The sequence below is a fragment of the Mesorhizobium sp. M0500 genome, from assembly GCF_040321165.1.
In the GTDB taxonomy this organism is placed as follows: Bacteria; Pseudomonadota; Alphaproteobacteria; order Rhizobiales; family Rhizobiaceae; genus Mesorhizobium.
In genome coordinates, this window is record NZ_JAMYRB010000003.1 from 257133 (window position 1) to 270063 (window position 12931).

The window sequence follows — 12931 nt, forward strand, 5'->3', positions numbered from 1 at the left end:
CATTCCGTCTTGGATGCACGGGATTTTTCGTGTAATGCCGCCCGCAACCCGGCGGTTCGGGCAAAAACCGGTCCTGTTCCGCTGCGTTTCCGGCAGGACCATCTTTCAGCTTGATTAGCGGCATTCTGCCCGCTAACGAAGACAGACAACCAAAAGACGAGGATGCCCAAATGAGTGACACCGCAGAGCGCGTCAAGAAGATCGTCATCGAGCACCTTGGCGTCGATGCCGAGAAGGTGACGGAGCAGGCGAGCTTCATCGATGATCTGGGCGCGGACAGCCTCGACACGGTCGAACTTGTCATGGCGTTCGAAGAAGAGTTCGGTGTCGAAATCCCGGACGACGCCGCCGAGACCATCCTGACTGTTGGCGATGCGGTGAAATACATCGACAAGGCCTCCGCCTGACGCTATTTGCAGTCATCACCGGGGAGGACCTGCGATGAGGCGTGTCGTCGTCACGGGCCTTGGGCTGCTTTCGCCGTTCGGCATGGGCTTCGAGCACAGCTGGAAGGAGCTTCTGACCGGCCGCAGCGCAGCCAAGCGCATCACCGAATTCGAGGTGGAAGACCTTGCCTGCAAGGTCGCCCACGTCATTCCGCGCGGTGACGGCTCCAATGCCACTTTCAATCCTGAAGCCGTTCTCGAGCCGAAGGAACTGCGCAAGATCGGCGATTTCATCCTGTACGGGATCGCGGCCGCCGACGAGGCACTCAAGGATTCCGGCTGGCAGCCGAAGACGCATGAGGAACAGTGCGCCACCGGCGTGCTGATCGGTTCGGGCATCGGCGGCATCGAAGGCATCGCCGAGAATGCGATGATCCTCAAGGAACGCGGTCCGCGCCGCATCAGCCCATTCTTCATCCCTGGCCAGATCATCAACCTCGTCTCCGGTCAGGTCTCGATCCGGCATGGGCTGAAAGGCCCCAACCATGCCGTCGTCACCGCTTGCTCGACCGGTGCGCACGCCATCGGCGATGCCGCCCGGCTGATCATCTGGGGCGATGCCGACGTTATGGTCGCAGGCGGCGCCGAAGCGCCGGTGACGAGACTGTCGATCGCCGGGTTCGCCGCTTGCCGCGCGCTCTCCACCGAGCGCAACGACGCGCCACAAACGGCCTCACGCCCCTATGATCGCGATCGCGACGGCTTCGTCATGGGCGAGGGCGCCGGCGTTGTCGTGCTCGAGGAGCTCGAACACGCCAAGGCCCGCGGCGCCAAGATCTATGCCGAGGTCACCGGCTACGGTCTGACCGGTGACGCCTATCACATCACCGCGCCTGCCGAAGACGGCGACGGCGCTTTCCGTTGCATGACCGCGGCGCTGAACCGGGCGAAGCTGACGCCGGCCGATGTCGACTACATCAACGCGCACGGCACCTCGACCATGGCCGATACGATCGAACTCGGCGCCGTCGAGCGGCTGGTCGGCAACGCCGCCTCGAAGATATCGATGTCGTCGACCAAATCGTCGATTGGCCACCTGCTGGGCGCGGCTGGCGCTGCCGAGGCGATCTTTTCGATCCTCGCCATTCGCGACAACATCGCGCCGCCGACCATCAATCTTGACAATCCGGAGCGCGAAACGGCGATCGACCTGGTGCCGCACAAGCCGCGGGCCCGGCAGATCGACGTGGCGCTGTCCAACTCCTTCGGCTTCGGTGGCACCAACGCCTCGCTCGTCTTCCAGCGCTACAATGGCTGACCGCTCTGCCGGTTTCCGTCTGCCGTCAATTTTGCCATATTCGCCCCTACTCTGCCCGAGGGGATTCGTCGCAAGATCAAATGGTAGGGCGCTATGAACACAAATCCGGCCGATAACGGGGAATTCGGGCAACGGGCAGCAACGCCCGGCCCGATCGTGCCGAAGACGGCCAGCGAGGCGTTGCGGCCCGAGGCCGGCACGCCGCCGCCGAAGCGCTCGCGTGCCTCGCGCAGCCAGTTCGTCGTGTTCATGAACTTCGTCATCTCTTCGGTGATGCTGATGGTGCTGGCGGCAGGCGTTGCGCTGTATTTCGGCAAGCAGGAGTTCAACGAGCCCGGCCCGTCGGCCAATGGCGACACTTTCCTGGTCAAGCCGAATAGCGGCGTCCAGGAGATCGCCGACCAGCTTGAGCGGCGAGGGCTGATCAGCGACGCCCGCATTTTCCGCCTTGGCGTGCGCGCCTTCGGCAATGATTCCGCCCTGAAGGCCGGCGAATACGAGATCAAGCCGCAGGCGTCGATGCACGATATCATGGAACTGCTGAAGAGCGGCAAGTCGGTGATGTATTCGCTGACTATCCCCGAGGGGCTGACGGTCGCGCAGGCGCTGCAACGGATTGCCGAGCAGGACGCGCTGACCGGCGATATGCCGTCGACCACTCCACCTGAGGGCAGCCTCGCCACCGACACGCTGCGTTTCACCCGCGGCGCAACACGCCAGCAGATGGTCGACAAGCTTCTGGCCGACCAGAAGAAGCTGGTCGACGAGGTCTGGCAGCGCCGAGCGCCGGATTTGCCGATCGCCAACGTTGAGGATTTTGTCACCCTAGCCTCTATCGTCGAGAAGGAGACCGGCAAGGGCGATGAACGCTCGCGCGTAGCCGCCGTCTTCCTCAACCGGCTGGCCAAGGGTATGCGGCTGCAGTCGGACCCGACCATCATCTACGGCCTGTTCGGCGGCAAGGGCAAACCCATCGACCGCCCGATCTATCAGTCGGACATCCAGAAGCCGACGCCCTACAACACCTATCTGATCAACGGCTTACCGCCGACGCCGATCGCCAATCCCGGCCGTGCGGCGCTGGAGGCAGTCGCTAATCCGTCGAAGACCAGCGATCTCTACTTCGTCGCCGACGGCACCGGCGGGCACGTCTTTGCCTCGACGCTCGATGAGCATAACGAGAATGTCGCTCGCTACCGGGCACTGCTGAAAAAGCAGGCGCAGGACGCCGCCAAGGCCGGGGCAACCAATACCGGAGCCGACACGCCGGCGGGAGCCATCGTTGACGATGCGGGCGCCACCGCCGCCCAGTAGGGCCGGACGCCATCAGGTTGGCCCTGTGCATGTCCGGGTGGATGTGCAAGGGCTGCTATGGCATTGAAATTCACATGATCCTGTCCGGAGAAAATCGCTCCGGCTTGAGGGGCATTCGGCAAAGGGACGCACGGCTACATGAACTTGCAGAGCATGACCGGTTTTGCGCGCAGTGTCGCCGAACACGACGGCACTTCGATTGCCTGGGAAGCCAAGTCCGTCAACGGCAAAAGCGTCGAGGTCAGGCTGCGGCTGCCGCAAGGTTTCGACCGGCTGGAGCCGGCCGTCCGGCAGACGGTGCAAAAGCGTTTTGCGCGCGGCAATTTCCAGATGACGCTGACCATTGGCCGCGCCGCCGGCGCTCAAGCGCAACCCGTGGTCAACGAGGCTTTCCTGAAGGATCTGGCGGGCTTGGCCAAGCGGCTGCAGGAGCAGTTCGGAGTAGCCCCTGCGGCGGCCGACGGCCTGCTTGCGCTGCGCGGCGTCCTCGACATTCCCGAAACCATCGAAACCGAAGAGGCGCGCAGTGCGCTCGATACCGCAATACTGTCGGCGCTGGAAGCAGCACTGAACGGGCTGCAGCAGGCGCGCCAGGGCGAAGGTGCGGCACTTCGTTCCCTGCTGTCCGGCCATATCGATGCCATCGAGGCGCTGACGCTGCGGGCCGAGGCCGATCCATCACGCGAACCGGCCACGATCCGCGAAAGGCTCGCCGAGCAGATCCGCCTGTTGATGGACGCGTCTGCCAACCTGGACGCCAGCCGGCTGCATATGGAAGCGGCGTTCCTGGCCACCAAGGCCGACATACGCGAGGAAATCGACCGGCTGAAGACACACGTGGCGTCGGGGCGGGCACTGCTCGCCGGCGGTGGCGCCATCGGCCGCAAGCTCGATTTCCTGGCACAGGAATTCAACCGCGAATCGAATACGCTGTGTTCCAAGTCGAATGCTGCCGCGGTCACCGCCATCGGGCTGGAACTGAAGGCGGTCGTCGACCAGTTTCGCGAACAGGTCCAGAATCTGGAATGATCCCGATGCCAAGCCACATGACTGCCAAGCCCCATGACCGCTAGGGATGTGGGTTCCCGCATTCGGCGCCGCGGGCTGATGCTGGTCTTGTCGTCGCCGTCAGGCGCCGGCAAGTCGACGATTGCGCGCAATCTGCTGGAGAGCGATTCCAGCCTGGAATTGTCGGTCTCGGTCACCACGCGGCCACGCCGCGGCAGCGAGATCGAGGGCGTCCATTACCACTTCCGTACCATGCGCGAGTTCGAGCGGCTGCGCGATTCCGATGCGCTGCTCGAATGGGCGGAGGTGCACGGCAATTGCTACGCGACGCCGCGCGAGCCGGCTGAACAGGCGCTGGCCGAAGGCCGCGACATGCTGTTCGACATCGACTGGCAAGGCGCTCAGCAACTCAAGGAGAAGATGCGCGCCGACATCGTCTCGATATTCATCCTGCCGCCATCGATGAAGGAATTGAAGGCGCGGCTGAAGCGTCGCGCCGAGGACCAGGAAGCGGTGATCGAGACGCGGCTCAAGAACGCCCGCAACGAGATCGAGCACTGGAAGGAATATGATTTCGTCATAGTCAACGACGATCTCGACCGCGCTTTCGCCGAGGTGCGGGGCATCGTCACGGCCGAACGGCTCAGACGCGATCGCCGGCCGGGCCTGTTCGATTTCGTCTCGGGGCTGCTCGACGAAAAGACGGATTGATCAAGGCGCTGTCCCCGCGACCAGGATCAGATTGCGGCTGAGCGCGGCGTCGCGCAGTTCCAATGCCGCGGCATATTCGGCGGAGCGGTACCAACGCCGCGCCGTGTCCATGTCGGGGAATTCCACGATGATCAGCGGCCCGGGAGACCAGTCGCCTTCCAACCTTTCCACCTCGCCGCCGCGTACCAGATAGCGCCCGCCATGCTGGGCGATGGAGGCAGCCGCGCTGGCGCGATAGGCTTCGATAGCCTCTGCGTCACGGATCGTGACGTCGGAAATGACATAGGCGGCCACTGTTTGTCTCCGGGCAGGGTTTGTCCGGCTATCTATGCCATGAGAGCGGAAATTCCACGCGGACGCTTCCCGGCATCACACCGCGTTGGTCAGGCGAACGAATTCCTCGACGCTGAGCGTCTCCGCACGCCTGGTCGGATCGATGCCGGCGCGGGTGAGCAGTGCCTCGCCGCCGAGGCTTTTCACGCTCTGCCGCAGCATTTTCCGGCGCTGGCCGAATGCCGCTTCGGTGACGCGGCTGAGCCGTTTCACCTCTGCCGGCAAGGGGTTGGCACGCGGCACAAGATGCACCACCGAGGACGTCACCTTGGGTGGCGGCGTGAACGCCTGCGGCGGTACGTCGAAGGCAATCCTCGCCTCCGTCCGCCAGCCGGCCAGCACGCCGAGCCGACCATAGGCCTCGCTGCCGGGGCTGGCTGCAATGCGTTCGGCGACCTCGCGCTGGAACATCAGCGTCATCGATGTGTAGAACGGCGGCCACTCGGTGACGGTCAGCCAGCGGATCAGCAATTCGGTGCCGATATTGTAGGGCAGGTTGGCAACGATTTTCGCCGACCCGCCGCTTCCCGGCACTCCTTTTGCAAGCGCTGCAAAATCAGCTTTCAGCGCATCGCCGGCTACGATCTCGAGCCGACCCGGATAGTGGTTCGCGATCTCGGCCAAGGCCGCCAGGCAGCGCTCGTCGCGCTCGATCGCGACGACCCGCCGGGCGCCGTTGAGGAGCAGGGCACGAGTCAGCCCGCCCGGACCGGGACCGACCTCGATAACCGTAACGTCGCTCAGGTCGCCGGCGGTTCGCGCAATCTTGCTTGTCAGGTTAAGGTCGAGCAGAAAATTCTGGCCCAGCGCCTTTTTCGCCTGCAGCCCATGGCGCTCGATCACCTCGCGCAGTGGCGGCAGGCCGTCTATGCTCATCGGGCTGGGCTCATCAGGCGGGCTCATCGGGTTAAGGCCATCGAATTTGGCTGATTGGGCTCAGGGCCTACGGCCTTTTCCCGGTATCGGCAAGAACGCGAGCGAGTTTCAGCGCTGCAATCAGGCTGCCGGCACGGGCGATGCCCTTGCCGGCGATGTCGAAGGCGGTGCCGTGGTCGGGCGAGGTGCGGACGAAGGGCAGGCCGAGCGTGACGTTGACCGCCTCGTCAAACGCCAGCGCCTTGGCCGGGATCAGCGCCTGGTCGTGATACATACAGAGCGCCACGTCGTAGCCGGCGCGGGCGCGAGCATGAAACAGCGTGTCGGCCGGCAATGGCCCGAAGGCGTCGATCCCTTCCTGCCTCAGCCGGTCGACTGCCGGGCGCACGATCCGCTCGTCTTCGGTGCCCATGGTGCCGCCTTCGCCGGCATGCGGGTTGAGGCCGGCAATGGCGAGCCGCGGCTTGGCAATTCCGAAGCGGTTCGCAAGGTCGGCGGCGGTGATGCGGCCGGTGGCGACGATAAGGTCCGTCGTCAGCTCTTTCGGCACCTCGGCCAGCGCGATGTGGATGGTGACCGGCACGGTGCGCAGGTCCGGTCCGGCAAGCAGCATCACAGGCGTCACTTCGGTGCCGGTGTGAAGCGATGCCAGATGCGCCAGATATTCGGTGTGGCCGGGAAAGCGAAAGCCGGCGTCGTAGAGCGGCTTCTTGGCGATGGGGCAGGTGACGACCGCGGCAGCGCGGCCAGCCAGGCAGTCGGCAACGGCGCGGTCGATCGCCTCGATGATGCCGGCGGCGTTGGCTGGATCCGGGCGGCCGGGACTGTCGACGAAACGGGCAGCAAGCGCCACCACCGGCAGCGCGCGCGAAAACACCCCCGGCGCTAACGCCGGCGTCGTCTCGGCAATCGCGATATCGGTGCCGAGCCTGTGCGCCCGCGCGGCAATCAGTGCCGGATCGGCAAGGAGATAAAAAGACGGAACGCCAGCGCTATCGCGGGCCTGCCAAGCAGCGATGGCGATGTCCGGCCCCACGCCGGACGGATCGCCGACGCTCAACGCCAGCGGAAGCTCTGCGTCAGCCACGGCGCTTCGACTTCAGCGCTCGATTATGCGGGCTTTCTTCCGCAACTCCTCGACATATTTCTTCGAGAGTTCGTCGGCGTTCTTGTCGTTCGAACCTTCACTCTGGAACACCATCTGCGCGGCTTTGTCGTCTGACACTTCGCGCGACGAGCAGATGCCGATGAATTCGACACCGCGGTCGGTTTCGCGCGTCGTGGTGGCGCCGCCGACCTTTGTAGCCTTTATCTGCTCGGCCCAGTCCGCCGGCAATTGGGGCGCCAGCACCCGGCCGAGATCGCGAACGGTGACATCGATCAGGCCCTTGGCGAATTCGCGGGTGGTGTTGCAGCCGTTGAAGCGGGCGCGCATGGCATCGGCTTCGCGTTTGCGCTTGGCCAGCGTCGCGGTTCGCTCGGCGGCCGGCACCACGAAGATGACCTGCTGCAGCATGTACTCTGTGGCGCTCGGTTTGCTGCCGCCTTTTTCGAGCATGCGCTTGACGAGGTCCTGCTCGCTCATTGCGCCGCCACCGTCTCCGGAACGGGAACGCGCGGTCAGCGCCTGGTTCCAGGCCATCTGTGCCCGGATAAACTCCTTGAAATGCTCCTTGGTGACGCCGGATTGCGCCATCGCGCCGTCAAGCTGCTTGAGCGGCATCTTGTTGCTGGTGGCGAAACGCTGATAAGCGGCATCGACCTGCGCGTCGCTGATGCGGATGCCGAGCCGCCGGGCTTCGGCCAGACGCAGCGTCTGGTCGATCATTTCCTGGCCGGCATCGCCCTTTCTGTGCTGCAGGCGCAGGAAAGCGGCCCGATGCTGGATGTCGCCGGTGGTGATCGGTATATTGTTGACGACGTATTTGATCTCGGTGGCGAAAACTGGCCGCGTCACCGCGGTGGTCGAGAACGCCACCAGCAGCGCGAACCCTGCCGAAAAGAGGTATTTCCTCATCGAAAGCATCCCAATTCCATCCCGATTCAGCCGAACCTATCCCAGTTCAGGCCGTCAAAATTCGTGCCTGCTCTATGCGGCGAAACAATGTCGTCCGCCAGCCGCCCCGTTGCCGACCGCTGCCCGTTATTGAATGGTGTCGATGGAGCGTTGCGACGAGCCGAAATCGCCGAGCGTGCGGAACGACAGGTTGAAGCCGACGTTCTGCGATACTTCCTTGGTGTTCAGGTCACGTCTTTCCGAAAACGTCATCAAATAGGTAAAGCACGAATCACTATAGGCAAAGCCGACCCCGTCCTTGACCAGAACGCTCTGCTCCAGATCATATGTGCCGGTGCCAAAGACGCGCCAATTCTCGGCAAGATGTGTCGAGGCGCCGAGCGTAACCTCATGGCGATCGGTCGAGAAGCCATAGAGTGGCTGCGCCTGGATGAAGGCGTATTTGGCGCTCAGCGACACCGGCAGGCCTGAAAAGGCGGCCTTTACCTCAGCGCGGCGGATCTCGAAGCTTTGCTCGTCGAAACGGCCGCTGACCGAGCCGGAAAACCCGCTGGGGCTGTTGAAGCCGACAAGGCCGACATAGTCGGAGGTTGCAGTTTCAAGACCTGAATAGGCGCCGACATTGACCAGGTCCGGCGTGCCGAACGAGTTCTGGCCGCCGAGCTGGTAGGATTGGCCGAACACCGCATTGGTGCCCCAGCCATTGTCATATGCGCCGGAATAGCGCAGCCCGACATTGGCGCGTGTGCCGCCTTCCATGCGGTCATAGCCCGAGAATTTGTCGCGCTCGAACAGCGTCGTGGCGTCGAAGACGAAGCTCTGGGCGTCCTCGTTGGGGACCGCCAGCCCGCCGACATATTGCTCGTTCGGACGCATGAATACCTGCGCCATCGGTTCGAAGACATGGCTGGAACTGGTCATCGAAAACAGCACCGGCCAGCGCATCTCAAGGCCGGCGGTCGCCATGTAGCGGGCAAGCGATGAACGCATATCGTCCTCGACGCCGAGATTGGTCGCCATCTGGTTGACGGCGTCGAGCGAGGCCGAGGAGGCGTTGACGTAGCCGGCGTCGCCGCGCAGCGCCAGGAGCGGTGTCAGCAGCAGCCCGCCATCGGTGGTGAAGGTGCGCTTCCATTCGGCTTCCGCGGTAAGGCGCCCGGATTGACCGTCGATGCCGCGGACGTTGTTGACGGACGAAGGGATGCCCGAATTTGCAAGAGCCGTATCGAGCCTGTCGCGGTCAATGACCCGCGCGTTGACGTCGAACGACAGCTGCCCGCCGGCCACCGGCATGTCGGGGATATAAGCGTAGTCGAGCGAGGGCAGCACCCAGGGCTGCTTGGCGGCGCGTGCAGTCGGATCGCTGGCGAGCGTGTCTTCCTGAACCTCGAAGTGCATGGCGCGCACGTCGAAGTAATTGCGATCGTTGAGCCCCGTCAGGTACACCTCGGAGCGGTGCACGCTATCGTTGAAGCCATCGATGTCGTAGGTGCGCGCGAAATTCTTGTCGCTCTGCAGCAGGATGTCCCAGCCGAAGTCCCAGCGCGGGTTGATGGCGAACTGGCCCTGGGTGCCCATCATGCCGCGGAACCTGTTCGGGTCGCCTTCGGTACCCGAATTCACGTTGTGGCCATTGTCGTCGATGAAGGCGTCGGGATTCTCCTGCCGGATGCCCGCAATCTTCAGGCTGTACTGACCGTTGTTGAAGCGCTGCCTCCACTCGGCCTCACCGAGGAAACCTTGCTTGGTATAGCCGCTGCCAGTGACAGTGAGATCGTAGGTCGGCGAGAGCGCGAAATAATAGGGGACTTTAACACCGACGCCGAGATCGCTCTTGTAGGCGACGCCGGGGATCAGGAAGCCGCTCTTGCGCTTGACCGTTGGGTCGGCGATCTCGAAAGCCGGCAGATAGGCCAGCGGAAAGCCGAAGAACTCGAAATTCGAGTTCTCGAAGCGAACCGTCTTCTTCTCGCCGTTCCAGATGATCTTCCTGGCCTTGATACGCCAGGTCGGCGCTTTGTCGGGCTTGTCCTCGCACGGCTCGCAGGCGGTGTAGACGCCATTGTGGAACGTCGTCAGCACGCCGCCCATGCGCTCCGCGCTTTCGGCGGCGAAATACGCCTTGTCTATGGTCTCGACCCGCAGCGCGTTGACGAAGCCGTCGGCGAAATCGTCAGTGATGTCGGCATGCTGCGAATAAATTTTGGTGCCGTCGCTATTGACGAGTTCGACATTGCCGCTGGCGACGAGGCGTTTGGTGTTGCGGTTGTATTCGACCCGCTGGGCGACGAGACGGTTGCCGCCGTAGTCGATCTGGACGCCGCCGACGGCCGTCACTGTCTGCTTGTCGTTGTCGTAGACCAGCGTATCGGCTGCCAACAGCATCTGCGTGCCGCTCGGAACCTTCGTTGCCAGCTCACTGACGTCCTGGGCGAAAGCCGGAGCAACCGGGGCGGCGCTGGCAAGCAGGCATGCCAAGGCGCTCGCCGCAGAGAGGCGTGCCAAACCGGCGTGCCTATGGCTGCGCAAAACCGCCTCCCTCACTAGCCGTCTTCCTTGTATAGCAGGAATGTCACCCCGAAGAACATAGCCACGACAACCGGGACCCAAGCCGCTACGGCAGTGGGTACGAATCCCGCTACGCCGAATGCCTTGACCAGCACCGAAACGACATAAAGCAGAAAGCCGGCCACGATGCCACCCAGAATCATCGTTGCCGACTGCCCCATCCTCGCAAATCGCATTGATACCGTTGCCGCAATCAGCGTCATCGCGACAAGCAGGAAGGGCAGCGCAATCAGGGAATTGAACTGCATGGCGAAGGCGTTTGCCTTGAGGCCGAAGGAGCGGGCCACTTCGATCTTGCCGGGCAGATCGTAGAAGGGAATGGTCTCAGGGCGCGCCAACCGCTCTTGCACGAATTCCGGCTTGAGATTGGTCGGCAGCCGATCGCTAGGTAACGACTGGATGGTACCGTCCCGGAACACCTTGACGTCCTGCAATTCCCAGTAGCCGTCCCGCAAAAAGGCGCGCGCCGCATCCTTGCGCTCGATGATGTCGCCTTGCGGGCTGAAGCTGAAGAAGACCGCGTCGGCCATCTCCAGGCCTTGATTGAGAATGGCGCGCGCGCCGATGATGGTGTCGCCGGCGTTGGTTTTCTGCCTGATCCAGGGCGCAGCATCGGCCGAGACGCTGTTCGACTTGCCCGAACGGAGCTGGGTCTCGATCTCCTCGGACCAGGAATAGGCGTGCGCGGCTACCGGATTGATGACGCCGACCGACAAGGCTCCAAACAGCAGCGCCCCGATGCAGCACGGCAGCAGGAATTGCCATGCGGAAACCCCGGCGGAACGGGCAATGACCAATTCATATTTGCGGTTGAGCGACACCAACGTCGCCATCGCCGAGAACAGGCCGACGAACGGCACCGTCTGCAGCATGATCATCGGCATCCTGAGCCCCGAAATGGCGAACGCAGTTGCGTAGGTGAAGCCCGGCACGCCGGTCGTGCGGCCGGAAAGCTCGGTGAAATCGATCAGGAACACCAGCGCCAAGAGGCCGATGAAGAACCAGATGGTGATCGTCACATAGCGAAAGAAGAAGTACCGACCCAGAGTCCAGCCCATCAGCCGGCCCCCTGCCCGGATGCGCCACGCCTGGCAAAACGGAGCTTGATGGCGCTCCAGCCGTCACTGAAGCGGCCGGCAAGATTGGTTATCCAATCGGCCCAGGCAACCGGCAGTTCCATGGTCCGGTTGGACACGATGAACCAGATGGCGATCGCCGATGCCACGATCGGGACGCCGTAGACCATATAGGCATATTGCGGCACCTTGTCGGCCTTGCCGGCGGCAAAGAACCCGAGCCAGCGCACGAACAGTGCGATCGCGATTGCCGTGATCAGCGGGTGCACACGCGCCTCGCGATGCGAGCGCGCATCTCCGGCAACGGCGAGCGCGATCAGCGCGAAGACGAGCGAATAGGACCACTCGGAAAAACGCTGGTTGAGCTCGGCCAGGTACCTGTTCGGCTTTTGCTGGTACATCTTGTCGTTCGGACTTGGATTGAGCAGATACTGGGTCGTCCGGTCCTTCGGCAAAAGCAGGATGTCAGATGATGCCGACATGAAAGCGGACAAGTCGAAGGCGTAGGAGGTGAACCGGATCACCGAGAGGTCGCCAGTCATGGTTTTGCGATGGATGACGCCGTCATTCATCATCAGCACCTTCTCGTCGCCGCGTTCGATGATGCTGCCGGTCTTGGCGTAGTAGATGAGATTGACGCCTTCTTCGCGCGAATCGGCGACGAAGATGCCGCCGAGACGGTTGTCGGGAAGCCGTTCGCCAACCTCCAGGAACAGGCCGTCATCGATCTTACGGAAGGTGCCTTCCTGGATGATCAACGACAACAGATCGGCACGCGACGACGCAATCAACTCGCGGTTCTTCTGGCGTGCGTAAGGGTCGACGCCATTGTCGACGGCGAAGGAAAAAACGCTGGCTGCAAGTGCCAGAAGCATGATCGGCCTGACGATGGTCCAGCGTGAAGCGCCGGCGGCATTGATGACGGCCAGCTCCGAATCCGAATTCATCACGCTGAGTATCTGGGCGACCGCGACCACCAGGGCGAACGGCACGACGATCGGAACGATCGTCGGGATGATCAGCGCTGCGACTTCGAAGAAGGTGAGGGCCGACTGACCGCTATCGGTGACGAGGTCGATGCGGGCGAGCACCTGAGTCGTCCAGACGATCGCCAGCGTCCAGACGAGCGCCAGCGCGAATACCGCGAAAGCACGGCGCATGATGTAACGTTCAACGACCTTCATGAAGGCTTTTCTCGGCGATTTCGAACGGCATCATGCCTTGGAACAAGGTAGTCGTCCGGCGCCGGCTGCACAACTGGCTCAGTTTGGCGGTTCGATCTGGGTTCTGTCCCGGATCGCAAAATCCGCTGGGCCGGAGTGTC

12 protein-coding genes are annotated in these 12931 nt (G+C 63.0%); 5 read left to right on the forward strand and 7 right to left on the reverse strand.

Annotated features, from left to right (window positions below; all coding sequences use genetic code 11):
• Positions 1-170: 170 nt before the first annotated feature.
• The 5 genes from NKI70_RS08345 to gmk all read left to right on the forward strand — a co-directional run bounded on the left by NKI70_RS08345 (position 171) and on the right by gmk (position 4737).
• The gene (locus NKI70_RS08345) at positions 171-407 is read left to right on the forward strand and encodes an acyl carrier protein (RefSeq protein ID WP_127851501.1); all 237 of its coding nucleotides are present in this window, start codon (positions 171-173) and stop codon (positions 405-407) included.
• A gap of 34 nt (positions 408-441) precedes the next feature.
• Positions 442-1704: a beta-ketoacyl-ACP synthase II gene (fabF, locus tag NKI70_RS08350; RefSeq protein ID WP_352467164.1), complete on the forward strand. Its 1263-nt coding sequence runs from the start codon at positions 442-444 to the stop codon at positions 1702-1704.
• 93 nt (positions 1705-1797) lie between these two features.
• A complete protein-coding gene (gene mltG / locus NKI70_RS08355; protein ID WP_023677703.1) occupies positions 1798-3018 on the forward strand; it encodes an endolytic transglycosylase MltG in 1221 nt (406 codons plus the stop codon).
• A gap of 138 nt (positions 3019-3156) precedes the next feature.
• On the forward strand, positions 3157-4047 hold the full coding sequence (locus NKI70_RS08360) for a YicC/YloC family endoribonuclease (protein WP_023677702.1): 891 nt from the start codon (positions 3157-3159) through the stop codon (positions 4045-4047).
• A 33-nt stretch (positions 4048-4080) separates the two neighbouring features.
• Entirely contained in the window at positions 4081-4737 is a 657-nt protein-coding gene (gene gmk / locus NKI70_RS08365; RefSeq protein WP_023677701.1) for a guanylate kinase, read from the forward strand.
• Here gmk and NKI70_RS08370 read toward each other — a convergent pair whose 3' ends face one another.
• The 7 genes from NKI70_RS08370 to lptF all read right to left on the reverse strand — a co-directional run bounded on the left by NKI70_RS08370 (position 4738) and on the right by lptF (position 12791).
• Positions 4738-5031, reverse strand: a complete 294-nt coding sequence (locus tag NKI70_RS08370) for a DUF1330 domain-containing protein (protein ID WP_023677700.1) — start codon at positions 5029-5031, stop codon at positions 4738-4740.
• Positions 5032-5106: 75 nt separating this feature from the next.
• On the reverse strand, positions 5107-5946 hold the full coding sequence (rsmA, locus tag NKI70_RS08375) for a 16S rRNA (adenine(1518)-N(6)/adenine(1519)-N(6))-dimethyltransferase RsmA (protein ID WP_023677699.1): 840 nt from the start codon (positions 5944-5946) through the stop codon (positions 5107-5109).
• A gap of 67 nt (positions 5947-6013) precedes the next feature.
• Positions 6014-7033, reverse strand: coding sequence for a 4-hydroxythreonine-4-phosphate dehydrogenase PdxA (pdxA, locus tag NKI70_RS08380; protein ID WP_352454406.1), 1020 nt, complete (start codon positions 7031-7033; stop codon positions 6014-6016).
• 12 nt (positions 7034-7045) lie between these two features.
• On the reverse strand, positions 7046-7972 hold the full coding sequence (locus NKI70_RS08385; RefSeq protein WP_023677697.1) for a peptidylprolyl isomerase: 927 nt from the start codon (positions 7970-7972) through the stop codon (positions 7046-7048).
• A gap of 117 nt (positions 7973-8089) precedes the next feature.
• Positions 8090-10507 (reverse strand): LPS-assembly protein LptD, encoded by a 2418-nt coding sequence (locus NKI70_RS08390; protein ID WP_352542725.1) that lies wholly within the window; start codon positions 10505-10507, stop codon positions 8090-8092.
• Positions 10507-11592: an LPS export ABC transporter permease LptG gene (gene lptG / locus NKI70_RS08395; protein WP_023677695.1), complete on the reverse strand. Its 1086-nt coding sequence runs from the start codon at positions 11590-11592 to the stop codon at positions 10507-10509. Before lptG ends, NKI70_RS08390 begins: the two co-directional genes overlap by 1 nt.
• The gene (gene lptF, locus NKI70_RS08400; RefSeq protein WP_352724454.1) at positions 11589-12791 is read right to left on the reverse strand and encodes an LPS export ABC transporter permease LptF; all 1203 of its coding nucleotides are present in this window, start codon (positions 12789-12791) and stop codon (positions 11589-11591) included. Before lptF ends, lptG begins: the two co-directional genes overlap by 4 nt.
• Positions 12792-12931 lie beyond the last annotated feature (140 nt).

Bases quoted from the DNA above. Each gene is read 5' to 3' on its own strand.
- NKI70_RS08345 (WP_127851501.1), top strand. From the start codon at position 171: ATGAGTGACACCGCAGAGCGCGTCAAGAAGATCGTCATCGAGCACCTT.
- NKI70_RS08385 (WP_023677697.1), bottom strand. From the start codon at position 7,972: ATGCTTTCGATGAGGAAATACCTCTTTTCGGCAGGGTTCGCGCTGCTG.
- rsmA (WP_023677699.1), bottom strand. From the start codon at position 5,946: ATGAGCATAGACGGCCTGCCGCCACTGCGCGAGGTGATCGAGCGCCAT.
- mltG (WP_023677703.1), top strand. From the start codon at position 1,798: ATGAACACAAATCCGGCCGATAACGGGGAATTCGGGCAACGGGCAGCA.
- fabF (WP_352467164.1), top strand. From the start codon at position 442: ATGAGGCGTGTCGTCGTCACGGGCCTTGGGCTGCTTTCGCCGTTCGGC.
- gmk (WP_023677701.1), top strand. From the start codon at position 4,081: ATGACCGCTAGGGATGTGGGTTCCCGCATTCGGCGCCGCGGGCTGATG.
- NKI70_RS08360 (WP_023677702.1), top strand. From the start codon at position 3,157: ATGAACTTGCAGAGCATGACCGGTTTTGCGCGCAGTGTCGCCGAACAC.
- lptF (WP_352724454.1), bottom strand. From the start codon at position 12,791: ATGAAGGTCGTTGAACGTTACATCATGCGCCGTGCTTTCGCGGTATTC.